This window comes from uncultured Gemella sp. (assembly GCF_963515875.1).
GTDB lineage: Bacteria > Bacillota > Bacilli > Staphylococcales > Gemellaceae > Gemella.
On the sequence record NZ_CAUPZX010000026.1, the window covers coordinates 1 to 26270 of the forward strand.

The 26270-nt window shown below is 29.4% G+C and carries 18 protein-coding genes; 15 read left to right on the top strand and 3 right to left on the bottom strand.

Going from position 1 to position 26270, the window contains the following annotated elements; genetic code table 11:
- Positions 1-184: 184 nt before the first annotated feature.
- From whiA to RWL85_RS05505, 4 genes are all read left to right on the top strand, one after another.
- Positions 185-1135 carry a DNA-binding protein WhiA gene (gene whiA, locus RWL85_RS05490; protein ID WP_314085846.1) on the top strand — a complete coding sequence of 317 codons (951 nt, stop codon included), beginning with the start codon at positions 185-187 and terminating at the stop codon, positions 1133-1135.
- A gap of 18 nt (positions 1136-1153) precedes the next feature.
- Positions 1154-1765 (top strand): NUDIX domain-containing protein, encoded by a 612-nt coding sequence (locus RWL85_RS05495; protein WP_314085849.1) that lies wholly within the window; start codon positions 1154-1156, stop codon positions 1763-1765.
- 339 nt (positions 1766-2104) lie between these two features.
- Entirely contained in the window at positions 2105-3313 is a 1209-nt protein-coding gene (gene gltS / locus RWL85_RS05500; RefSeq protein WP_314085851.1) for a sodium/glutamate symporter, read from the top strand.
- Positions 3314-3454: 141 nt separating this feature from the next.
- Positions 3455-4798, top strand: coding sequence for an LPXTG cell wall anchor domain-containing protein (locus tag RWL85_RS05505; protein ID WP_314085854.1), 1344 nt, complete (start codon positions 3455-3457; stop codon positions 4796-4798).
- 64 nt (positions 4799-4862) lie between these two features.
- On the opposite strand, the gene serS is transcribed toward RWL85_RS05505, so the two are convergent.
- The gene (serS, locus tag RWL85_RS05510; RefSeq protein WP_314085857.1) at positions 4863-6143 is read right to left on the bottom strand and encodes a serine--tRNA ligase; all 1281 of its coding nucleotides are present in this window, start codon (positions 6141-6143) and stop codon (positions 4863-4865) included.
- 319 nt (positions 6144-6462) lie between these two features.
- Positions 6463-10083, bottom strand: coding sequence for a pneumococcal-type histidine triad protein (locus tag RWL85_RS05515; protein WP_314085859.1), 3621 nt, complete (start codon positions 10081-10083; stop codon positions 6463-6465).
- A gap of 239 nt (positions 10084-10322) precedes the next feature.
- On the opposite strand from RWL85_RS05515, the gene RWL85_RS05520 reads away from it, so the two are divergent.
- From RWL85_RS05520 to pepF, 5 genes are all read left to right on the top strand, one after another.
- Positions 10323-11168, top strand: a complete 846-nt coding sequence (locus RWL85_RS05520) for a rhodanese-like domain-containing protein (protein ID WP_314085861.1) — start codon at positions 10323-10325, stop codon at positions 11166-11168.
- Between the two features lie 26 nt (positions 11169-11194).
- The gene (locus RWL85_RS05525; protein WP_314085863.1) at positions 11195-12565 is read left to right on the top strand and encodes a sodium:solute symporter; all 1371 of its coding nucleotides are present in this window, start codon (positions 11195-11197) and stop codon (positions 12563-12565) included.
- 62 nt (positions 12566-12627) lie between these two features.
- Positions 12628-13533 (top strand): calcineurin phosphoesterase, encoded by a 906-nt coding sequence (locus RWL85_RS05530; protein WP_314085866.1) that lies wholly within the window; start codon positions 12628-12630, stop codon positions 13531-13533.
- Positions 13534-13541: 8 nt separating this feature from the next.
- Positions 13542-14093, top strand: coding sequence for a GNAT family N-acetyltransferase (locus RWL85_RS05535; protein WP_314085868.1), 552 nt, complete (start codon positions 13542-13544; stop codon positions 14091-14093).
- A gap of 114 nt (positions 14094-14207) precedes the next feature.
- On the top strand, positions 14208-16010 hold the full coding sequence (gene pepF / locus RWL85_RS05540) for an oligoendopeptidase F (protein ID WP_314085870.1): 1803 nt from the start codon (positions 14208-14210) through the stop codon (positions 16008-16010).
- 193 nt (positions 16011-16203) lie between these two features.
- Here the strand turns inward: pepF and RWL85_RS05545 are convergent, their stop codons facing one another.
- The gene (locus tag RWL85_RS05545; RefSeq protein WP_314085873.1) at positions 16204-17040 is read right to left on the bottom strand and encodes a metallophosphoesterase; all 837 of its coding nucleotides are present in this window, start codon (positions 17038-17040) and stop codon (positions 16204-16206) included.
- Between the two features lie 122 nt (positions 17041-17162).
- Between RWL85_RS05545 and RWL85_RS05550 the strand changes: the two genes are divergently transcribed.
- The 6 genes from RWL85_RS05550 to RWL85_RS05575 all read left to right on the top strand — a co-directional run bounded on the left by RWL85_RS05550 (position 17163) and on the right by RWL85_RS05575 (position 26098).
- The gene (locus RWL85_RS05550) at positions 17163-20801 is read left to right on the top strand and encodes a UvrD-helicase domain-containing protein (RefSeq protein WP_314085876.1); all 3639 of its coding nucleotides are present in this window, start codon (positions 17163-17165) and stop codon (positions 20799-20801) included.
- Positions 20802-20881: 80 nt separating this feature from the next.
- The gene (locus RWL85_RS05555; protein ID WP_314085879.1) at positions 20882-21697 is read left to right on the top strand and encodes a glucosamine-6-phosphate isomerase; all 816 of its coding nucleotides are present in this window, start codon (positions 20882-20884) and stop codon (positions 21695-21697) included.
- Positions 21698-21702: 5 nt separating this feature from the next.
- Positions 21703-23031 carry a hypothetical protein gene (locus RWL85_RS05560; protein WP_314085882.1) on the top strand — a complete coding sequence of 443 codons (1329 nt, stop codon included), beginning with the start codon at positions 21703-21705 and terminating at the stop codon, positions 23029-23031.
- Between the two features lie 12 nt (positions 23032-23043).
- Positions 23044-23931, top strand: coding sequence for a DMT family transporter (locus tag RWL85_RS05565; protein WP_314085885.1), 888 nt, complete (start codon positions 23044-23046; stop codon positions 23929-23931).
- 172 nt (positions 23932-24103) lie between these two features.
- Positions 24104-25372, top strand: a complete 1269-nt coding sequence (gene rho / locus RWL85_RS05570) for a transcription termination factor Rho (RefSeq protein ID WP_314085888.1) — start codon at positions 24104-24106, stop codon at positions 25370-25372.
- An 81-nt stretch (positions 25373-25453) separates the two neighbouring features.
- A complete protein-coding gene (locus tag RWL85_RS05575) occupies positions 25454-26098 on the top strand; it encodes a VTT domain-containing protein (RefSeq protein WP_314085890.1) in 645 nt (214 codons plus the stop codon).
- The last annotated feature ends 172 nt before the right edge of the window (positions 26099-26270 follow it).

Consider the following 26270-nt stretch of genomic DNA (forward strand, 5'->3'; position numbering starts at 1 on the left):
ACCAAAACATCAATATCTTCATTGATATTTTGGTCGTTTTGTCAACAATCTGAGAAATAATGAGTTAATATACATTGTATATTAACTCATTATTTCTAATATTCAGACTCAAATAATTTGTTAATTTGTTTTTAACATGATAAAATAAATAAGTTATAGAATAATTAGAGTTAGGAGGGAACTTATGTCATATGCTTCAGATATGAAAAAAGAGCTGACATTAATAGAAATTACTAAAAATAGAGAATTTTTATCGGAGTTATCTGCTCTCATAAAAATGAATGGTGTTTTAAATATTTCTAATGGAAGACTTAGTTTAAGTTTTCAAACAGAAAATGCTTCAATTGCAAGAAGAATGTTTTCTTTAATTAAGTATTTTTATGATGTTCATGTTAATATTTCTGTGAGGAAGAAATTGAAATTAAAGAAAAATAATGTATATATTTGCCGTTTAGAACAAAGTGTAAAAGAAATTTTAACAGATTTATATATATTAAATGACAATTATACTATGAGAATAGATATAGCTAATGAACTTATAGATACTGACGAAAAGAAGAGAGCATATCTACGTGGTGCGTTTTTAGCTGGAGGCTCGATAAATAACCCTCGTACTTCTAGTTATCATATGGAAATATTTTCGTCATATGAGGAACATAATAAAGAATTAAATGAACTTTTGAATAGTTATAAGTTAAATGCTAGAAGTCTTGAAAGAAAAAAGGGGTATATTGTCTATATTAAAGAATCAGAAAAAATAGCAGAGTTTATTAATCTTGTTGGAGCATTTCAGGCATTATTCCAGTTTGAAGATGAGAGAATAGTGCGTGATATAAATAATTCAGTAAATAGAATGCAAAATTGTGATATGGCTAATATGAATAAAACGGTAAATGCATCTGCAAAGCAAGTAGAAGATATTAATATAATAGAAGAGAGAATTGGACTTGATAATATAGATGAGAAGTTAAGAGTTGTAGCTGAAGCACGATTAAAATATCCTGAGTATCCATTAAAAGAAATAGCAGAAATGATTGAAGATGGTAAATTATCAAAATCAGGTCTTAACCATAGGTTTAGAAAAATAGCTAAGATAGCTAAGGAATTAAAAGAAGGAACATATCAGGCAAAATAAAAAAGTGAGGAAAATTAAATGAGTAAGTGGGATGAACAAATATTAGTTGTAAATAGAAAAGAATTATTTAACAATGAAGAAAATCATTTTTATGGTTTCATAAAAAAAGAAGATGAAAAAACAGGAAAAATTATCGATACATTTGAATCATACGAAGTAAAACGACGTGGAGATATGGAAGAAGATCCTAGCTATAAACAATTAATAGGGTATGTACTATTAAAAGATGTTAATACTGGAGAAGTTTTGGTGTATAAGCGCTTAGTCGGAGGTGGAGAAGCTAGACTTCATGGGAAAGCATCTGTTGGTATCGGTGGGCATATGAACGAAGTAGAAGGAAAATCAATTTTTGAAATGCTAAAAATTAATGCATCACGTGAATTAAATGAGGAAGTAGGAGTTTTAGAAGAAGAAGCTTTAGAGAATCTACAGTTTATTGGATTGATAAATGATGACGAAACAGAAGTAGGTCAGGTTCATATTGGAGTGGTGTACGAATGTAAAGTTGATAAAAAACAAGTGGAAGTAAAAGAAGATGATACTTTAGTTATTAGATGGATGTCTAGTGCTGAGGCTAAAAAAGAAGAAAATTATGAAACTTGGTCAGAGTTTTTAAAACCAATTTTTTAAATTTGAATAAGGATTTCTATAAGATTCTTAATTTTTTAGAAAGTTATATGGAAATTTATAGATGTATTGGTTTATTGATATCTATATAGTTGTTAGATATTTAATAAACTTTGTGGAGTGACTTGATAAAATTTATTTCTCCGGAATCATGATTTTATCAAGTTACTCCCGTTTTTTATATTTTGTATATTGTAAAAAAATCTAACATATAATTGAAAGATATCTTTTAAAAGTGTAAAATATATTTATAAAGTGGTAAATATATAAATTCAATATATTTAAAAATTTTTTAATATGTATATTATGTGAGAAAATGTAACAAAAAGAAAGGGTGTTATTATGTTAAATATTAAGATGGATATGATACAAACAGTAGGTTTAGCTGTTGTAATTTTAATAATAGGTAGGTTCTTACGAAAGAGAGTTAAATTTTTTGAGATATATTGCATACCTTCACCTGTTATAGGAGGATTTCTATTTGCAATAATTAATTTAGTTTTACGTCAATCCAATTTAGTAATATTTGAGTTTGATAATACATTACAGAGTTTCTTTATGACATTATTTTTTACTAGTATTGGATTTAATGCAAGTTGGAGATTGTTAAAAATAGGAGGAAGAAAAGTAATTTTATTTTTAATAGCTTCGATAATATTAGTAGTTTTACAAAATATTTTGGCGGTTGGTATTGGTTATGCAACAGGGGTTGATCCATTGATAGCACTACTAACTGGTTCAACAGCTATGACAGGAGGTCATGGTACAGCAGCAGCTATGGCACCTATCGTAGAAGAATTAGGTCATTCAGGAGCGAAAAGCGTGGCGATAGCAGCAGCTACTTTTGGATTAATTGCTGGTTCAAGCCTAGGAGGGCCACTAGCTAACAAATTAATTAAAAATAAAAAATTAGAAGTTGTTGCAGAAAAAGCTGATAATGAACAAGTAAAAAATGATGAATTTTTATTTAATAATGATGTTAAAAAGTTAGATGGAGAAAGATTTGCTAAAGCATTTTTCATGATTTTATTAGCGATGTTTATTGGTAGCTTTGTTTCAACATTTTTAAATCAATTTCTAAAATTTCCTAGTTACATAGGACCTATGATTGTGGCTGCTATTCTAAGAAATATATCAGATCATACAACTAAGTTTGACCTTCATTACGAAGAAGTTCATATTTTGGAAGATGTTTCATTAAATCTATTTTTGGGTATGGCAATGATAACTTTGAAATTATGGGAATTAAGTAATGTAGCAGGACAACTTGCAATATTATTAGTTTCTCAAGCAGTGTTAGCATGGTTCTTTATTTACTTTGTAACATTTAAATTTATGGGAAGTAATTATGATGCAGCAGTTTTATCTGCAGGGCATGTTGGATTTGGACTAGGTGCTACACCGAATGGTATAGCAAATATGCAAAGTGTATGTGATAAGTATAAGCATTCTCATATAGCATTTTTTGTAATGCCTATAGTTGGAGCCTTGTTTATAGATTTCTTTAATGTAGCAATAATTAGTGGATTCTTCTCATTTTTATCAAGATAAGATATGTTAGGTTTGATTAGTATCGTTTTACTAATCAAACTTTTTTATAAGATTAACTTGATGAAAAACGTATTGTGTAATATAATATTATAAGAATGATTATCATTGTTATCTAATGGAGTGTAGATAAAGGAGAAAAGAGTGAAGAAAAATAATACAACAAAATATAAAATTACAACTGGTATTGTAAGTGTGATTTTAGGAACAATATTTAATATAAAAACTGCAGATGCATACACGTCGTTTAGAAATGCAGTTATTATTGATAAATCAGGAGTAATTCCAGATATAGGAATTAATCCTACAACAAATAATAATTCAACTACAGAAAAAAATAAAAAAACTCCTCCATCAAAATCAGAGGAGAAGAAACCACAAGGGAATGCAGATACGACCAAGTCTGTAGTGGGATCAGAAAAAGAAAAATCAGAGGGGAATAGGGCTGATGTAAAGCCAGAGGAGAGGAAGTCTCAAGGAAATGTGGTCACGACAAAACCTATAGTGGGATCAGAAAAAGAAAAATCAGAGGGGAATAGGGCTGATGTAAAGTCAGAGGAGAAGAAGTCTCAAGGTAATGCGGTTACGACAAAACCTGTAGTGAGATCAGAAAAAGAAAACCCAGTGGGAAAAACAGAGGGGAACAAAGCTGATGTAAAACCAGAGGAGAAGAAACCACAAGGGAATGCAGTTGGGACAAAACCTGTAGTGGAACCAGAAAAACCGATGGACAAGTCAACTATTCTTAGAGAAATTAGGACTTTAATGAAAATAGTGGAGAGAGAATTAGAAAGAATAATAGATTCAAGTAATAAAATAGGAAACCAAGAAATTAACAAACAATTTCTAAGTAGAGATAATCAAGCTTCTGTAGATAATAAAGAAAAGAATCAAGAAACATTAAAAGCTAACTTAGCAGGTCGTCTAGTTGAAGTGTCATTTGAAAAAGGTAGTATTTCTGCAGAAAAATTATATATAGAACCTTTAACTGATAGTAGTTTGATTCAATTTATTTCTAATAAATTGGGGGGAAAATATAATGTAATTGAAACTTTTGAAATTCATTTTGAAAAAAATAATATAAAAGTTGATAGTAATATTGAACGAAAAGTAAAAGTTGCAGTAGTAAAAAAAGAAAATTATGATTTAGAGGTTTATCATATATCCGAAGATAAGAAACTCGAAAAAATAGATAGTATTTATACTGAGGGAATAATAACATTTAAAACAAACCATTTCAGTAAATTTACTATTGTGGAAAAAATAAATATTGGACCTAAAGACTTAGAAGAAAGAACCAAAATAGAAATTCCAGAAAAGGATAAAAACAAGGCTATCGATGAAGAACTATCAAAAACAAACTCTTATAAATTAAATTCGGAGAAGAAAATATTGCCGAAGACAGGTGTAACTTCAACGTCTTTAGAAATCTTGGGAGTTGGAATGATTTTATTGGCATATTTTATTAGAAGAAAACAAAATATTTAAAAAGAGAATAAAGGAACGATTGTATGTGCAATCGTTCCTTTATTTATTCTAGTTTAAAATTTAATTAATCTCTTTCGATTTTTGTTATTCCACGCATATATGGACGTAGAACTTCTGGAACTGTAATAGAACCATCTTCATTTTGATAGTTTTCAATGATTGCAGCTAAACAGCGCCCAACTGCTAATCCAGATCCATTTAATGTGTGGATAAATTCAACTTTTCCAGTGTCTTCACGTTTGAAACGCATATTAGCACGGCGAGCTTGGAAATCTGTACAATTTGAACATGAGCTAATTTCTTTATATGCATTATAACTTGGTAACCAAACTTCGATATCGTATGTTTTAGCACTTGAGAATCCAGTATCTCCAGAGCATAATGTGATTACGCGATAAGGTAAGTTTAATTTTTTAAGAATGTTTTCAGCATGACCTGTCATGATTTCTAATTGTTCATATGAATTTTCAGGTTTAGCGAAACGTACCATTTCTACTTTGTTGAATTGGTGAAGACGAATTAATCCACGAGTATCGCGTCCAGCACTTCCAGCTTCTGATCTGAAGCAGATACTGAATGCAGTAACACCTTTTGGTAACATATCTTCAGTTAAAATTTCTCCGTTGTAGTAGTTTGTTAATGGTACTTCTGCAGTAGGAATAAGTGTTAATCCTTCAGACTCAACAGTATATACATCCTCAACGAATTTAGGGAATTGTCCAGTACCAAATAATGCAGTTCTATTAACTAATTGTGGTACCATAAATTCTTCATATCCGTGTTCAACTACATGAGTATCAATCATAAAGTTTATTAAAGCACGTTCAAGAAGAGCTCCGGCTTTTTTATAGAATACAAATCTACTTCCTGAGATTTTAGCTGCACGTTCAAAGTCTGCAATATCTAATTGTTCAACTAGATCCCAGTGAGCTTTTGGTTCGAAGTCAAACTCTCTTACTTGTCCGATTCGACGAACTTCGATATTTTCATCTTCATCTTGTCCGATAGGAGTTTCATCTGAGATAAGGTTAGGGATTCTAATAATTTTTTCGTTGATTTCCTCAGCGATTTGTTTTACTTCGATATCGCGAGCAGTGATTTCATCAGATACGTATTTCATATCAGCAATTACATCTGAAGCATCTTCACGTTTTCTTTTTAAAATAGCAATTTCTTCACTTTTTTTGTTACGAAGAGCTTTTAAATCTTCAACTTGAACAAGAAGTTCACGACGTTTTTTGTCTAAATCTATAAGTAAATCAACTACATCTGTTTCTAAGTTTCTAGCTGCTAATTTTTCTTTTACCATCTCAGGGTTTGCTCTAAATAATTTAATATCTAACATATTTCTATTCTCCTTTTATGTATATATTTTAAATTGAATTTGTTTATAAAATAAAAATCCCTTACGTCTTTGACGTAAGGGACGATTAATTTCTATACCGTGGTTCCACCCAAATTCAATCTAAAAAGATTCTTGAAATTTAATTTGATGTTATTTTATAGTAGAATTTTAAAATAAACAATAAGTACTTTCAGCATATATACTCTCTCTGGAAATGTTTTTAGATTAAAACATGTCTATTATCAAATTATATATATTTATTTAAAATTAATTTTACTCCATATTAAGCTTTGTTGTCAAGTGTTTTTTTGTATTTATTTTATTTTTCTACCGTTGAATTGTTTGAAGTATCTTCTTTTGCTGCAACGTTATTAGAAGTATTTTCTTTTTCTATATTGTTTTTATTTTCGTTGTTTGTTGTGTTGTTTTCTTGATTTGAAGCTTTATTTTCTGAGTTAAGAGTCGTACTGTTTTCACTGTTTGTTGAAGTTTCTTTAGGTTTAGCATTTGCGATTAGGGCGGCTAGTAATCTATCGATATCATTAACTAATATTGTCTCGACTTTACCACCTAATGAGAAGTTTACTGCTTTTCCATATGGCGTTTCAATAATATTTAATGAATCTGGAGAAAGTTTAAAGATTCCTGCAAGTAAGTTAACTTTAGCAGTTTCTTCAGGAGTAAGTTCTACTTTTTTATTATCTGTCGTATTATTTTCATCTTTAGGAGTACTTACTTCATTGTTAGGTTGACTTTCTGTAATACTATCATTGTTATCTTTTTCTTTTTTAGTGTTTTCTTCTGTTTTAGGTACAGTATTTTCAGCTGATTCAGTTGTTTTATGTGCATATTTTTCAAAATCTGCTTTGTCATATTTGGCATTAGAGAATTCGATTGGAAATGTTGGATCGTTAGCCTCTTTAGCGAATTGATTAGCTGAAGAGCGAAGTGTTGTACCATCGCTATCAGTTTCATTAAGTTTCTTATATTTTTCACCGAATTCTACTTTTGAACTTTCATTGTGTTCTAAGGCATAGTGAAGAGCATTTTTCGCATTAATAAGTCTTGTAACTAATGTTCTCATTGGTGTTCTAGTGATGGATGCTTGAGATTCATAAGAATCTTTTACAAGAGACGCAAGTTCTTCACGTAAGTTATTATCAATTTTGTCACTATCAATATTTTCTAAGAAGTATTTTATGTAACTAACTGTTGTTATACCTTCACGATCTTCGAATTTTTTAAGTTCATCTAACATATGGCTAACTTTATTTAGTGTATTAGCATCTTTGTTCTCACTAGCTCTATTTAATTCGTTAGTTAAGTCTGTTTTAGAAAGACCATATTTTTCAATATCAGTATCTTTAACTCGGTTAAGTAGTGTATTGTATTTTTTAACTAATTCATCATTTTTTGCTGTGTCAGCATTTGTTTCTTCTTTGATATATTTTTTGTCAAAATTATTTAACATTTCTAAATATCCATTAGTAGAGTTAGTAGGTAATTCTTCTATTGTAGCACGCAATTGATCTAGTGCACGATTAACACGATTAGCTTGTTTTTTATCATTGTTGTGTTTAGAAAGATTATTTGCTTTAAGTTCATCGATTCGTTTAAATACAGCTTCTTTATCAAAATCACCGGCAACATAGTTTCCTGTGATATTAGGAATTCTATTTTTGTAATAGATGTTAGCTCCCTTAGAAAGAATTTTAACGTAGTGATCATGATCTCCATGAGGTATCACAAATTTATCTCCATCACGTTTAATTTTATCTGCAGGAATTCCTGTACGTTTTGATAAAGCAAGTAATTCATTTTCGAAATCCACCTCATCATCACCAGTAACTTCAGGAATATAGAATTTTTCACGAGGAACTAGGTAAGGGTGAATATGTGTTGGATCGTATGCATGTGCTGGTTCATTAAAGACAAAAAAGTTTTTTGTTACTTTAACAGCTTCTTTAGGCACACCATAAACTTCAGCAATATAATTAATTTGTTTTTGAATTTCATCAGTAATAGTAACTTCAGTTTCATCAACATGAATTGCATTTAATAGTACAGTATGACTGTGATCAACATGCGGATAAGTTAATGCTTGTCCATTTTCAGTGTCTATTAATTTGATTAGTTTAGCATCTATTCCTAGTATTTTAGCTAGGTGATTAATTTTTTTTGTAACTTCTTCAGAATAATGTTGTTCAGTACCTTTAGAAGGTTTGTTAATCTCAGTATTATTAACTGTAGGTTTATCATTAGTTGAATTATTAGGAACATTAACTATATCATTTAATAGTGTTGTAGTACCATTATATGAAAGGGCCTCTCCTTTATCTGTTGAGACAAATTTGATTGAATCTCTATTAACATTTTTTTCTTTTACTAGATAATTAATTTTCTCATTTACCTTGTCTTCTAAGGCTTTATATTCATTTTTAGCTTTTTCTAAGTATTGTTTAGGAATTAGAGATTCGAACTTAGAATTAACCAATTGTTTGTAAAATACAAAGTGTTGATGTCCGCTATGATCCACAACTAAACCTAATGATGTAGGTACACCTACTGTATTTTCTTTTAAAATAAATCCATCACTAGTCTCAAATTGTACACCAGCAAATGATAAGACACTAGGTCTTATTACTGTGTTGTCAACTTTAGGCTGTTCAACTTTATTTTCTTCTGGTAGCGTCGGAGTAGGAACAACTGGAGCTGGTCTAGTAGTTTCTACAGGTCTTTCTACCTCAGGTAAAGTTGGTGTAGGAACAACTGGAACTGGTTTGATAACTTCTGTTGTTCTTTCCACTTCTGGTAATGTTGGTGTAGAAACTGTCGGTGTAGATGCAGTACTTTCTTCTTTGTGTTCAACTTTATTCTTTGGAATATAGTGGAAGTGATCTCCATGACGTATTGTGTAACCATTCTCGTCTTCCGCTACTATATCTTTTGGATTAAATTTATATCCATCGTCAGATACTGCATCTTCTCCATGATGGTTATGATGTTCATGGTGTTCAACGTTTGACATATTCTCATGATGTTCGTGGTGTACACCGCTTGCTAGATTATTTGTAGGAGTATTTATTGTCGTAGTATTAGATGTAGTTTCTTGGTTATTTATTAAATATTCCCACTGTGTTCCTCTTAATTGTGAGTAAGGTATTACGTGTTGGTGATTACCGTGCTGAACTATAAGACCAAAATTATTTCTACCTATGATATCACTCTCACCTTTAAATATATACCCATCGCTTGTTGGTGTTGTTACTCCTGCTGATGATGTTCCTAATGCAGGATTTACTCCATTTTCTTTTGCTTGTGATAATTGAGAAGCTGATAACTCGCTTTTTTTAATATAGTGGAAGTGATCTCCATGACGAACTACATATCCATCTACTGTCTCACTAACAATATCTTTTGGATTAAATGTGTAGTGATCGCCACTTTCTTTAGTTTCACTTGATTCACCATGATTATGGTGATGATGGTGATGATGTGCATGAGCTGAAATTTCTTTTGCTGTTTTTTCATCTACAACATTATCTTGAGTTATCCCTTCTTTTGGATAATAGTAGTATTTACCATTAACTTTTATAACATACCCTTGTGCAAGTTCATACTGTATATCTTCATTTTTTAATTTATAATCTTTATTTTTATAAATTAATGAATCAAGAATTTTAGCGTTATAAGGTACTAATCCTTTTTCAAAGTGACTATGGTCCCCGTGAAGAGTAACATAACCAGCATCAGTTATTTCACTCACAACTACTGAGCTCACCTTATCAGAGTAATTAATTTTTTTTGCTTGAGCTGTATTACTAATTAGCGGTGCTGTTTCATAGGCATGTTGCTTTCCGTATTCATATCCAGCGAATGCTGATAAACCTATTACTAACGATCCGCACGCACTAGAAATAATCATCTTTTTCTTATTCATATATATTCTCCTTAATTTCAATTCGAAATAATTTCGATTTATTATAACATGTTTAATAAAGTTTGTAAATAGAAATATTTACGATTTAAAAGAACTGAAAAAATATTTAGGGTTATTTTATTTATATAGTTAGTTTAAGAGTATGCTTTTCTATTTATATTCATTAGGGAGCTACATTATATTTTTTATATTATTTATGATATAATAAACTGGTAATTAAATTCTAAGGAGGGGTACTTATGACACAATTTGATTTTGAAAAATTAGTTGATGCTGAGTATTTATTAAAAAATAGAACTAATGATAAAGTTATAGTTATTGATGCTAGAGGAAGTATGTTAGAAGAGGGTTCTTTAATGTATGACAAAGCAGTAGTTGTTGATTGGACTGATATAAGTCTATTGGGAGAATTTGGAGGGGAAGAATTAGGAAAATTATTATCTAAGGAAAATTACCAACAAATCTTCAAAAAGTTAAGTATCTCTCATGATTCAGAAGTCTTAGTTTATGGATTTACAATGCCAGAACATGGATTTGGAGATGAGGCACGTGTTCTGTATACATTTAAGTATACAGGATTAAATAACGTCAAGTTTATCGATGGTGGATTCAAACAAGTTGAAAAACTTGGATTTAACAAAAACTACGAATCATCATCTGATAGAATTGATGTTAGTGATGTAGTTCGTAGCGAAGCAACTAACAACGACCAAGCTATTTTTACAAACGAATTATTGTTGAAAATTGGTGATGAAGATGTTCAAATTATTGATACTAGATTAGAAGTTGAATACAATGGGCGTGTTATCTATGGGGAGAATAAAGCAGGTCATATTCCTGGTGCAATTTCTCTACCATTTAATTCGTTAGTTGATAGTAATGGATTCTTAAAATCTAGAGAAGAATTAGAAAAATACGTAACTGATAAAGGTTTAGATAAAAATAAACTTCAAATTACTTATTGTACAACTGGAGTTCGCGCTTCATATGTTGCAGTAGTACTGGAGGAATTAGGATTTGAAGTGCGAAACTATGAACCATCATTTGCGAGATATGCTAATGTTGGTGAAGTTGTATTAGACTAAAATAATAAGGAGAATTTGTATAGAAAATGAATGATATGACAGGATATCTATTTTGGGGATTTTTAATAGTTTATGGTGTGGTAATGTTTTTATTATCACCAAAGAAGGTAACAGAAGCAGGATTCTTTAGAGGTGATGGCAACAGAGGGGAAAAACCTACGGAGATGATGCTTATGTTAAGTATTTTTATAAGTTGGATTTTTGCCAAATCTGTAACAAATGCTGCAAATTTAGGTGCGCAATATGGATTTGTAGGTGGTCTTGCTTATGCTACATATTGGCTTTGTATTCCTATTTGTGGATTAGCAATTTATAGATTAAGAACAAAGTACCAAGCAAAAGGATTAGTAAGTTTCTTAACTTCTAATTATGGAAAAGCAGCTTCTGTTGCATTTTCAGCAGCGATACTTATTCGTTTATTTAATGAGGTATGGAGTAATACGTCTGTAGTAGGAGGATACTATGGAAAAGCAGGTAGTAAAGAATTTATCATCTCTGCGATTCTATTTACTGTTATAACTTTAGGTTATACTGTACTTGGTGGATTAAGAAGTTCAATCGTAACTGATGTTATACAAGCTGTTATTTTCATATTCTTTGTAGGTTGGGTAGTTGCTTTAATTTTACCGCAGCACAACATTAGTGATTTCGTAACATCAGGAAATTGGGTGATGAACGCTGGTGTAGATATGTTACTTGTTACGATTCTACAATTATTTAGTTATCCATTCCATGATCCAGTACTAACGGATAGAGGATTTATAGCTAGTGAGAAAACTATGCTTCGTGCATTTTTCGTATCTGGTATACTAGGATTCTTCTCTATTCTAATCTTTAGTTTCATTGGTATTCATGCGAAATTAATTGGAATGGAAGTAAGTAGTAATGTTCCAGCAGCTTTAGGTAAGACTTTGGGTGTGGCAGGATACTTCGCTATGATAGTAGTAATGGTTTCTGCGGCAGGGTCAACGCTGGATTCTACATTTGCAAGTTTAGGGAAATTAACTGCCAAAGATTTACCGGAAATGTCTAATAGAGGATTAAAAAATCCTAAGAAAGTCGCAGTGTTATTTATGATTACATTTGCGATTATAGGTAATCTTCCAATGATTATGGGAACAGATATTCTTAAAGCTACAACGATTAGTGGAACAATGGTAATTGGACTAGCACCGATTTTCTTATTACACGGTTTTGTTAAACCAACAAAATTAGGATTCCACTTGAGTTTTTGGATTGGAATTATTTTAGGAATACTATTAACTATTGATTTAATTCCTACAAGTTGGGCTATTGGTACAGGTAAGAATGCATTACTTTTAGGAGTTAATTTATACGGATTAATTTTATGTACTATCGGTTATGTAGTACCAGGAATGTTCGCAAAAAGTAAATAAATATAATATAATAAAAGTAAAGACGGTAAGTCTTTACTTTTATTATATTTGGAGAGAGGTATATGGAAAAAGGTAGAAATTGTTCATTAGAGTATATTCTTCAAAAGGATTGGACAAAGAAAAGTAAAAAATTAGAAGAGGAAGTAATCTATATAGTTGGAGGATTATATGGAAATAGTTATGCTTTAGAAATTATCAATAAGATGGCACAAGATGAAAATGCGAAGGTAGTTTTTAATGGTGATATGCATTGGTTTGATGTCAAAAAAGAAGATTTTTTAAGGATTGAGGAGTTATCTAAAGAGGGTATAAAACTCCTAGGAAATGTTGAGTTTGAATTGTTAAATAATACATCATCTTTAGGGTGTGGATGTAATTATCCCGAGGACGTTAGTGATGGAGTAGTAGAGCGATCAAATATTATTCATAATATAATGAAAGAGAATATTAAAGGTGATCAAATTCTTAATGATGTAAAAGAACGATCAAAAACTTTAGTATTAGATTTTTTTGGTAAAAAAATTGCAATCACTCATGGTGATGAAAAAAGTATGTCTGGTTGGGAATGTTCAAATGATAATTTAAAATTAGAAGCTAGAAAGAAAGAATTAGACAATTGGTTTAAAGAGAATGATATAGATATATTAGCAACAACTCATACATGTTTGCCAGTAGTATATAATAATGGAAGAAATATTGTTATTAATAATGGTGCAGCGGGAATGGCGAATATACAGGGACAAACCTTTGGTCTATTTACTAGAATAGCTAGAAGTAAGCATGAAAAGTCGATTATTTCACAAGAGATAGGCGGATTATTTATTGAGTTAGTGAAAATTGATTTTGACATAGAAAAATTCAAATTTTGGTTTGAAAGAACTTGGAGTGAGGGTTCATCGGCAAGTATTTCTTATAAGAATCGTATAATTAATGGAACTTTATTGGCAATAGAAGATATTATTGTATAGGAGAAAAAATGATTAGAAAAGCAAAAAGAGAAGATTTTAAAGTAGTAGAAGGATTATTTGAGTTTATTAAATCATTAGGGATAGATATATTTAATGATTATTCAGAAGAAAAAATTTTTAAGATTTTGGAATATGTATTTGTGTCTGATTATGATAGATTTAGTTACAAAAATTGCATGGTTTTTGAGAAGGAAGGTGTGATTAAAGGATTTTCTTTTACATATCATTATGATGAAGTTGAAAAAATGAAAAAATTTTGGTGTGATGAAATCATAAGTCACTTTGGTTTGAAAGAAGATACGATAATTTTCGATTATGATGAAGTGTTAGAAGGGGAATTTTATTTAGACACTTTATTTGTTTTTTCTGATGCCAGAGCAGAAGGTATTGGTAATAAACTATTAACAGAATTTGTTAATAGTGGACAATCTAAGTTAAGTTTAAATGTTGCTCAGTCTAACTTTAGAGCCAGAAAATTATATGAAAGTTACGGGTTTAAAAAAGATTGTGAAATATTTATAGGTCATGAGGAATATGATCATTTAATAAAAAGAAAATAAGTTGCTCAAATCGTATTTTCAGAAAATTTATTTTAATTTTAAAAAAATAAATTACCAAATTAATAAAATATATGATATAATTAAGTCTATGTATAAAATATAAGGAGAAAGAATATGACTGAACTATTAAGAAAAGATCAAAAAGTAGATAATACTTGGGACTTGGAATCAATTTTTAAAACAAATGATGATTTTTGGAACCAATTTAATGAAGTAGAAGCGTTTATTCCTAAGATAAAAAATTATAAAGGAAAAGTATTGGAAGGAGCTAAAGGCCTTTTAGAAGTATTTAAAGTTGAAGAAGAATCGATGTTGAAAGTTGAACAGTTATCAATTTATTCATCTTTAAAAAAAGATCAAGACAGTACAGATCCATTTTATGCTGAATTATATGCAAAAACAAGAAATTTAAGTTCTAGATTTTATGCTGAATGGTCATTTTTAAAACCAGAGCTACTTTCGATTGAAGAGAAAGTTCTATTAGGTTATGTTAAAGAACTTGATGAATTGGCGGTTTATAAGTTTGAGTTAGAAAAGTTAAATAAAAAACGTCAGCATACTTTAGATCCTGAACAAGAAAAAATTATTTCAATGGCTGGTGAGGCACTGAGTGCGTGCGATGAGACTTTTGCTGCATTAAATAATGCTGATATATCTTTTGATACTGTAGAGGATAAAGATGGAAATGAACATACTTTAACTCATGGTACCTATGGTACATACATGGAAAGTACAGATAGAGTTTTAAGAAAAAACACTTTTCATGCACTATATGATTATTTTAAAAAACATAACAATACTCTAGCTGCAACACTTGGCGGAAATTTAAAAAGAAAAAAATACTATGCTGATGTATACAAATACTCATCAACTCGTAATAATGCACTATCTAATAATTTAATTCCAGAAGAAGTGTATGATAATTTAGTGTCGGTAGTGAATAAAAAAATTCCGGCTTTACAAAAATATTATGAACTTCATAAAAAAGTAAAAGGATTTGACGATTTTAGATTGTATGATAGAGGTGTTTCGATGGTAGAAGGAGAACCTATTAAATTTACATTCGAAGAGGCTCGTGATATAGTTTTAGAAGCGGTGAAACCTCTGGGAGAAGAGTATGTAAATGATATGAAAAAAGCATTTACTGAACGTTGGATTGATATTTATCCTAATAAAGGAAAGCGTTCAGGAGCTTATTCATGGGGAGGTTATACAACAAAACCATTTGTTCTCTTGAATTTTGATGGAACACTAAATGATGTATATACTTTAATTCATGAACTTGGACACTCAATGCATTCATTCTATACTCGAAAAAATCAACCATACGTTTATGGAAGTTATTCAATATTTGTAGCAGAGGTAGCGTCAACATGTAATGAAGCATTGTTAACAGAATATCTTTATAATAAATTTGAAAAAGAAGGAAATTATAATGGAATGCTACGTGTCCTTAACCAAGCGCTAAGTGGATTTGTAGGTACAGTTTATAGACAAACGCAATTTGCAGAATTTGAGCATACTATAAATCAACATCTTCAAAATGGTGATGCAATAACAGCGGATTATTTAAATAATGAATATTTCAACCTAGTTAAAAAATACTATGGAGATGCATTTACTTATGATGAGGATATAAAATATGAGTGGTCAAGAGTTCCGCATTTCTATTATAATTACTATGTATATCAGTATGCAACAGGATACTCTGCTGCACAAGCTCTATCTAAACTAATTTTAAAAGATAGTAACAATGCTAAGATTTATATTGATGAATTCCTTTCAAAAGGAAATTCTAATTATCCAATTGAAGTTCTAAAAAATGCAGGTGTCGATATGTCTAAACCTGAAGCAATAGAATTAGCTCTTCAAGATTTCGAAGAAAAAATAGATAAATTTGAGAAACTATATTTTTAGTATTAAAAAAATTCAAAGGGACTGACCAAAAAGTTCTAAAACTTAACAATTTTTATATGAGAACTCATAGACATAGTGGTTTATTGATATCTTAATTAGCTTTATAAAAGCTTTTGAGATATCTAATAAACTACGCGGGAGTGACTCGACAAAATCGATTTCTACGAAATCATGATTTTTGAGTCACTCCCTTTTATGTTTTTCTTTTTAATGTTACTAAAACTAATTCTATTCTGTTATTTATTCTTATAGGAAATGAACTATTCCCAAGACCACGAGATACAATAAGTGTTGAATTATTTTGTATATATTTTCCGCTAGTATATTTTGGGAAAAATCCTTGGCTAGGAGAAAAAATTCCACCAAAAAATGGAATTCTCCATTGCCCACCGTGTGCATGTCCAGAAAAAATTAGATCATAATTGGCTTCTATATATATTGGAAATTTTTCAGGTCGATGTGATAATAAAATATTAAAATGATTAGCCAAGTTTAAATCTTCTAACGTTTTCTTAAAGTTTGCTTTATGATTTAAATTATCTTCATTTTTAAAATAATTATAGTCTTCCACCCCAACTAGATTAATAGATTCACTGTATTTTTCTAATAATATTGAGCTATTGTTTAAGTTAATAATATTTAATTTATGTAGTATTTCTGTTAATCTTTCATATTCTTCAGGAAGTCTTAATTCATGATTACCAGAAACAAAATAGCATTGGGAAATTACGGAAAGTTGACAAAGTATATTGTACGCAATATCCATGTCGTTGTTATAACTATCTAGTAGATCACCGGTAATGACTATAATATCTGGTGAGAATTTTTTTATTTTATTTATAAATGTAATATCACTAGAACCAACTTTGTTACAGTGAATATCACTTACTTGAGCAATTTTAAAATTATCAAATTCCTTAGGTAGGTTGTTAAAACTAAGGAGTGTTTTTGTTGTTTTTAGATTTTTATTTTGTCTAATTATTGAACTGGCTGCGATAAGAGGGGCCAAAGCCAAAAGTTTATGATTCATTATTTTCACCTATTATATTTCTTCTAATAATAACTACGTTGTTATTTTAAAATATTATACCATAATGCTTAAATTATGTTAAAATATAAAGTGGTTAATAAAGCAAATTAGAGGATGAATTCATGATAAAAATAGAAAAAATAGATAATATAGCCGCTTCTAGAAAATACCCACCGACATCACCACAGTGGCAAGCAATTGCTATAACAGGGGCAGATATTCTTGTTGCTGCAGCGGCAGGAAGTGGTAAAACAGAAGTTCTTTCTGAAAGAATAGCAAGAAAAGTAGCAACAAATAGATGGGATATAGATAAACTATTAGTCTTAACGTTTACAACAGCCGCAGCTAAGAATATGATTGTTAGAATTGAAGACAAAATAAGTGAACGATTATTATCGACGAAAAGAGAAGAAGATCTTTTGTTTTTACGAAAACAAAGAATGTTAATGAATGATGCTTATGTAAGTACAATTGATAGTTTTTGTTTAAATGTACTAAAAAAATTTTATTACTTAGTTGAAGAAAAAATTGATAATCAAATCACGTATTTATCACCGAATTTTAGTATTCTTGCAAATAGTAAAGGATTATTAATTGAAACTATAGGAAATGTTCTTGAAAGATTTGTACAAGAAGATTCTATCAGTTCAGATTTGTTGTTTGCTATATTTGGATCTAAACAAAATATTAGTTCATTTATTATGGATATATATTATAAATTGCTGAATATCCCAAACTTTTTAAATTATTTAGATACTGATTTTACTAGATTTAATTCATTGTCATTAGAAAAACTCAATATAACTGAAGTTGAGGTAGTGAAAGAATTTGAAAAAATAGAAGAATTAATTGGAACAGAAGATATTACCAAAGCATTAAGTTTTAGTAGATTTATAAATAAATGTTTAGAAAACAAGTTGAAACAGCCAAGTATAGATATTTTATCGCTAGTTGATTTAGATACTAACAAAAAAGAAAGGATTAATAAATATTTTCAAATAGAAGAAATTGAAAAGAGTAACCTAGAACAATTAGAAGAAATTAAAATTATTGAAAATAACCTTATTTCTCAATTGGAAATAAAAGATAATGTATTCGATACAGCACTACTTAATAGTATTTATAATTCTCTTATAGATTATGTTGATTATTTTAAAATAATTGAAAAGATGGATATACTTTCTAAATCTATAATAAATTTATTAAAGAAAGTTCATAATGATTTTATAAAAAGAAAACGTGAAAATAATTTCTTAGACTTTTCTGACTTGAATCATCTTGCTATAAAGGCTTTAACTAAGGAGGAAAATAATGAAATTGTCCTTAGTGAAGCAGCACAGTATTATAGAAATTATTTTTTAGAGATATATGTAGATGAATATCAAGATAATAACAACCTTCAAGAGTATATATTGAATTTAATTAGGGGAGAAGATGTTTATTTTTTCAGAGTTGGTGATGTTAAACAGGCGATTTATGGTTTCAGAGGGTCTAATCCTGATCTTTTTGAACAAAAATATAATAGTTATAAAAAGTTAGTAATTGATAATTATAATATAGAAAATGAATATTCTTTTGAAAGTGATTCAGAGGGAATTTGTATAGTATTAAAAGAGAACTTCAGAAGTGACGAGAATATCTTAAAATGTAGTAACTTTATTTTCAATAGATTGATGGGGAATAAGAATGCAGGTGTAAGTTATGATGAAGATAGTGCTTTATATTATCCTAAAGCAAAAGAAAACAAAGAGCATGAAATAATACCTACAAAATTCATAAATGGTAAAACTAATTATTTCACAGGAGATGCTATAGAGGATAAGAAAAATTATAGAGAACAGTCTATTGAAAATATTGCTTGTGAAATATTAAATGGTGTAAAAAAAGGGAAAAAATATAGTGATTATGCTATTTTGGTTAGAAATAGCACTAAAATGAATAGTTTTAAAGAAATTTTCAGTAAATACAATATACCTCTATTTTTCAAAGAAAAAGTTGGTTTTACAGAATCTACTTGTTTTAATATATTGTATAATTTGTTAAATTTCTTGGATAATACAAATAGAGATGCAAGTTTATTAGCAATTTTACATACTGAAATTTTTGATTACAACAATGATGAATTATTACAATTATCACTACAAAAAGGTAAAAGTCTTTTTGAAAAATTACAAAATAGTAAAACTGAGAAAGACAACAAAACTGAGAATCAAATAAAAAAATGGTTAAACTTTAGTTTGAATAATTCTTTGCCGAATTTATTAGAGTGTATAGAAAGTGATATAGATTTTAGAAATTATTTGGTAACAATAAGTGTAGATGATGAAGAGTTAGATTATTTTGAGAATTTTGTTGATATTGTAAATGAATATCAAAGAATAGATAATAAGTTATCAGGATTAGTTAGTCAATTAAAAACAATAAAAAGTGAAGAAGTTTTTGAAACGAAAAAAAGAACTCCAAATGATAGTGTAACATTGTCTACCATTCATATTTCTAAGGGATTAGAGTATAAAGAAGTTTTTGTAGCAGATTTAGATACTTTGTTTAGTAAAAGAGGATATACTGGTGAAGCATTATTTACAGAAAACTTTGGTCTAAGTATCAATGTAGATAATATATGTGAAAGGTTAGGGTATAGCTGCTCTAATGTTGAAAAACTAAATAGATTACATAATTATAATAGTATTTTGATTAAACTACGAGAAAGAGAAGAAGAAGTTCGTAATTTATATGTTGCGCTAACTCGTGCAAAAAATGCTTTGTTTATCGTAAGTCCTAATGGTGTTGAATTAAATAATGATGAAGCTAAAGACAAAACTTTATCTCAAGCTCTTATTGAAGATGATAATTTTGAAAAGATTTTAAATAATCTTTTAAGTGAATACGAAGCCGGTTTCGATTTTGAAAATGAACGTGATGCAAAATTTGAAGGGTATGCAACTGAACCTTTTTATAAAGAAACTGAAGCGGAGTTTAAATTTGATTTAGAAGACTTTTATAAGAATTTTGAGATGAAGCAACAGAATAAAGATGAAAATAATAAAGTAGAGGTTAGGGATAAAATATTTCCAGCCAAAACATCTTATAGTGCTTTGAAAAAAATCAATACAGACGCTAGTACTTTTATACAAAAGAAAGAAAAACGTGGATATTTAGAATTAACAACTTTAAAAAGTACAAATTCATCTAGTAAGGCAATTTTAAGAGGTAATATTATACATAAGTTATTTGAAAAGATTGTTAATGATATTAGAAATGGTATGAAAATTCTAGAAGTTAGAGAGTATATTAATAACTTAAAGAAAACAGATAATCTATTTCAAAATATTAAAGAAAATAGAATTTTGACAGTTGAGGAATTTGATATAATAAATAATGAGGATGACTTAGAAAAAATTGAGAATTTTGTAAATAGTGAATTAATGAATACTATTTTGTCTGCAGAATTTTGTCAGACCGAAATAGCATTTACAACATCTAAAAAAGCTAGAGAACTATATAAGGAAAGTGATAGTGAAATAGCTGTAATTTTACAGGGTGTTGTTGACTTGTTTATTCGTGTATCTAATAAAGAAGCAATAATTGTGGATTATAAAACAGATCATGTTACAACTAAAACTGGAGAAAATATTTTAAAAGATAGACATAAAGAGCAACTTAGAATTTATAAAGAAGCAGTTGAAGATTATTATCAATTAGAAAATATTAAAACATATGTTTATTCTTATGTATTATCAAGGCTGATTGAAGTTGAATAAAAACTTAGCACATTGTTAGTAAGGGTTAATTGTGGTATAATAGGAATTAAATTTGAATAATAAAATTTGGAGGTGAAAGCGTGAAATATATAGTTTGTAATAGTGAAACTGCAGTTTTAAATAGAATGTATGATGAATTTGAAAAGAATATTGAGGATGGGGCAGTTATTTGTTTACCAGAAAATATAATAAACACTCAGTTCACAAATAGAATGATTGATGATAATAAGACTGGGAAATATCGTTATAAACACGTTATAATGTTAGGGCAAAGAGAGTTTGCTGATATTGATATTGAGGAAAGATTTGGGTTATATAGATATGCAAGACATGAATTATTTAAAAAAATTGATGTTGAAACGAAGAATATCTATTATCCACAGACGCTAAACAGCAATGAGTGCGAAGAGGAACTTAATAACTATAAAGAAGTGCTTGGAGAGAATCCTATCGATGTTGCGGTAGTATTTTTAGGTTCTGATGGGGGAATATTAGATTATCGTTATGCTGATGAGGTAAATAAAGATCTTCATATTGTTGAATTTTCAGATGGAGAAAAAGCTCAACTACAAGAAGCGGGTATGGAAATTACGGGTAATAAACTGATCAGTATTGGCTATGAAAACCTGATGTCTGCTAGAAATTTATTTGTTGTTGTTTTAGGAAAAGACAAGAGACAGTATATTGCAGAGTTATTTGAAAATGAGGATACAGAAAATAAAACTGTGTTATCAATCTTGAATAATCATAAGAATTTATTTATTTTTACAGATAAAGAAGCTAGTTATAAATCTGAAGAAGAAGTAAATAGATTAATTAAACAAAGACAAAAAAAATTAGAAATTAAAGAACGTGAAGAAAGACTTCAAAATGAGGAGCTAAAAAAGGATAGGTAATATATATGAATGATTATCAGAGAATTATAGACTATGATTTTAGCGATACAGTTCTTGATGATAAACTTGTTGTAAAATTTAAATTGAAGAAAACATTTACTGAAGACCAATTTATTAGTTTGTTTTCTCCTAAAAAAGGAGAAAGATTTATTATAAGGACACCAGATACGAAATCATCTATAATTGGAATTGGTTATGAAGCAACGTGGTTGTTGGATTCTAACGATTTTTTAACAAGTTTTGATAATAGTAGCGTCTTATCTGGTTTTGAAGAATTAAAAGCTCAGGTTACATTTTTAGAAATAGACGAGCATGATTCTGAGTATTTTGGTATATATGGTGGAGTCTCGGATGGTAAAAACAAAAATAGCCAAGAATGGGTCGATTTTAGTGATACTTCATTTGTTGTTCCGGGAATACTTGCAGTTTTCAAAGATGAAGATGTATATATTACTATGTTCTTTAACATGAAAGAAGAAAAAGAATTCGCGGAATTATGGTCTGAGAGAATTTCATTTTTAAACAAACTCGATGATAAAAATGAAATATCAAATGAGCCGAAAATATCAGTAGTTAGAGAAATTTATCCAGAGCTTTGGCAAGAAAACATTAGGACCGCTCTTCTTAAAATTGAAAAAGAAGAACTAAAACGTATCGTACTATCAAGAAAGAATTTAATATTATTAGAGAATAATACTTCATTAGGAGCAATAACAAAGTATCTTCTAAGTAAAAATAGATATTTTATAGCATTTGAATCAAAAAAAAGTGTATTTGTTACAACAAATCCTTTGATATCGTTGGATTACACGGATGATGATTTGAAAGCAAAGCTCTATTTGAAAAAAGAGAATTTGTTTAATAATGATTATTCAATCATGTTTGATGAAAAAGAAATTATTCAAGAATATAAGAATAGTTTTGACTCTCATTTTGACTGTGAATTTAATGTGTATGATGATAAAACATTAATGGGTAAAAAATTAGATGTATATTCTGTTTTAAATTCAAGAGTAGAGGATGCTGAAAAAGCAATAAAAGCACTAAGTTTATTGTATCCAATGCCAATAATTAAAGGATATCCAGAAAATGTAGCAAAGAAATTTCTTGATGATAATTATAATGTGGGCTATGGATTTTGGTATTCTCCATTTGGGTACATTACTAATAATTTAGATGCAAAGTTCTATACATGTGGGAATATGATGGTAGCTCAAAATAATATGATTACATTATTTACAAGTATTTTACTATCAAAAGATGAAAATTATAATGATGTTATAGAAAAATCTAATAGGATCGTAAATTCAAGTCTGAAATTATTTGATCATTAGGAGCATGTAGTTATGGAAAAAAGTACTATGAAAAAAGGTGTAATTCTTACTCTGTTAGGAGCTACATGTTGGGGATTATCGGGAGTATTAGGTGAGTATTTACTTAATATTTCTAGGATAGATTCAACTTGGGTAATTTCCAATAGACTATTTTATTCAGGTATAGTTCTAGTAATTATTTTATTTTTAAAAGATAAAAAAAGCCTGATGAATGTATTTTCAGATAAAAAAGATATTTTGAGATTATTAAATTTTTCATTTCTAGGATTACTTATTTGTCAAGGTACATTTTTCTTAGCGATTAAGTATACAAATGCAGGCATGGCAACTGTTATTCAGTTTACTGGACCAGTTATGATTATGAGTTATTATTGTATTATAAGTCGAAGATGGCCGATGGCTCGTGAAGTCGTTGCAATAGTATCCTCATTATTTGGAACTGTTCTTATGGCTACGCATTTAGACTTTAGTAAATTAAATATTTCCACTTTGGGATTATTCTGGGGAATATTTTCTGCTTTTGGGCTAGCTAGTTATAATATTTCATCAGTAAATTTAACAAAGAAATATGGAGTTATGCCTATTATGGCATGGGGATTACTAATTGCAGGTATCGTTGTTTATTTTGGGACAGGAAGCAACTATATACCTCCAAACTTTTCCCTTATGGACTTTTTATGCATAACGGGGGTTATTATTGTTGGTACAATAATGTCATTTTCATTATATTTAGAAGGAATAAGATTAATTGGTGCTGTTACAGGAAGCATTATAGGTTGTTTTGAACCGATTGCTGCTATAATTTTTTCATTCTTATTATTAGGGACAACATTCGGCATAGTTGATTTAATAGGAGCTTGTTTTATTTTATCAGCAGTAGTAGTACTTAGTAAGAGATAAACGTATATAAGTAATAGTTAGAAGTGAAATTTTAATAGAAGAAAGTAAGAACTTAGAGATAATTTCCATTACAGGATATTGTTTCAAGTTCTTATCTACTTTAAATTTTTAATAAGAGTAGTTAGAGTTATTTTATAGTAGATTTTGTGAAATATATATAGAAAGGATAAAAATGAGCAACGTAAAATTTGATGAAATGTATAAAAGTATGAATACTAAAGAACTTACAGCTTTAGCGAAAGAACTAGGTGTTCCAAGATATTATACATTAAATAAAAAAGAATTAGTTTTAGCAATTTTAGAAAAACAATCAGTTAGTGAAGAACATTATTATGCTTCTGGAATTTTAGATGATATTCATCCAGAAAATGGTTTTGGTTTTTTAAGAACTGTTGATTATAAAAAAGGGGAAACGGACATTTATATTTCTGCTTCTCAAATTCGTCGTTTTGAGCTTAAAAAAGGTGATGAAGTCTTTGGGAAGGTTCGTAAACCTCGTGAAGGTGAAAGATTTGCAGGTATTCTTCAAGTTGATAAAGTTAATGATGTTGATGCAGAAGTTGCAAAAGGTAGAGCGCATTTCCAAGCTTTAACACCGATTTATCCGAATCAAAAAATTGTTTTAGAGACTACTAAGGAAAAACTTTCTACAAGATTTGTTGATTTGGTAGCACCGATTGGATTCGGTCAACGTGGATTAATAGTAGCGCCACCTAAAGTTGGGAAAACAACATTGCTAAAAGATATAGCAAATTCAATTAGAAAAAATTATCCTGATAAGAAGTTGATTATCCTTTTAATTGATGAAAGACCAGAAGAGGTTACTGATATGGAAAGATCTGTAAGAGGTGCAGATGTAGTAAGTTCTACATTTGATGAGACTTCAGAAAATCACATTAAGATGGCTGAGTTGGTAATTGAACATGCTAAACGTCGTGTAGAACTTGGTCAAGACGTAATTATACTTATGGATAGCATAACGAGACTTGCACGAGCTTATAACATTGTTGAACCAAGTAGTGGCAAAGTCTTAAGTGGAGGGGTAGATCCGTCAAGTCTTCACAAGCCAAAAGCATTCTTTGGAGCAGCGAGAAATGTTGAAGGTGGAGGAAGTTTAACTATAATCGCAACTGCTTTAATTAATACAGGTTCTAGAATGGATGATTTAATATTTGAAGAATTTAAAGGAACTGGGAATATGGAAATTGTATTATCGCCAGAACTCGCTTCAAGAAGAGTTTATCCAGCTATTGATTTCTTGAAGAGTTCTACAAGAAAAGAAGATCTATTACTAACAGAAGACGAAGTGAAAATTTTATGGCAAACTCGTAGAAAACTTGAAGATGTCAGTGAACCAACAATCGGAGTTCTAAATCATCTTAGAAAACATGAAAGTAATGAGGACTACATTGCTGAAATGAAAAAATTTATAAGAGATTAATCTACTGATTGTATGATTATTAGACAGGGTATGTTCTCTATGGTATAATCATTAGGACATATTAATTTTAGGAGGATTACATTGGAAACAATTAAATTTTTAATTGATTTTGTATTGCATATTGACAAGCATCTTGGTGAATTAATGATTCAACACGGCCCATGGTGGATGTATGGGATAATATTTTTAATTATCTTTATTGAAACTGGTGTTGTATTTATGCCGTTTTTACCAGGTGATTCATTATTGTTTGCTAGTGGAGCATTATGGGCAGCGACAGGAAATAATATATTCTTCTTATTATTCTTATGTATAAGCGCTGCTGTAATCGGTGATAATTGTAACTATTTTATTGGAAGAAACTTCTCTGATTATTTAAAGAGTAAGGCGTGGTTTAAAAAGTTCGTGTCTGATGACAATATAAAAGACGCTGAAAACTTTGTAGCAAAACATGGAGGAAAATCTATTTTCTTAGCTAGATTTTTCCCGATTATTCGTACAATAGTTCCATTTATCGTAGGGGCTGGTAAGATGAAATACTCTAAGTTTAGAGTGATAGATTTCTTTGGAGGTCTTTGTTGGTGTACATTATTTATATCAGTAGGGTACTTCTTTGGAAACATTTCATATGTTAAGAAAAACTTTTCAGTAGTTGTAATTGCTATTGTTTTAATCAGCTTAATTCCGATAATAGTAGGGGCAATTAAATCTAGAAAAAAAGCATAAAATAATAGGGTGTATAATAATTAGTGTGGATGAGAAAAATCCATACTAATTATTTTTTATTAATTAAGAAAGTAGTTACAAAAGAAATATTTGTACATTTTGTTATACAAAAAAGTAAGGGAGTGACTCAAAAATCGTGATTTCGTAGAAATGATATGTACCCCTTTTACTG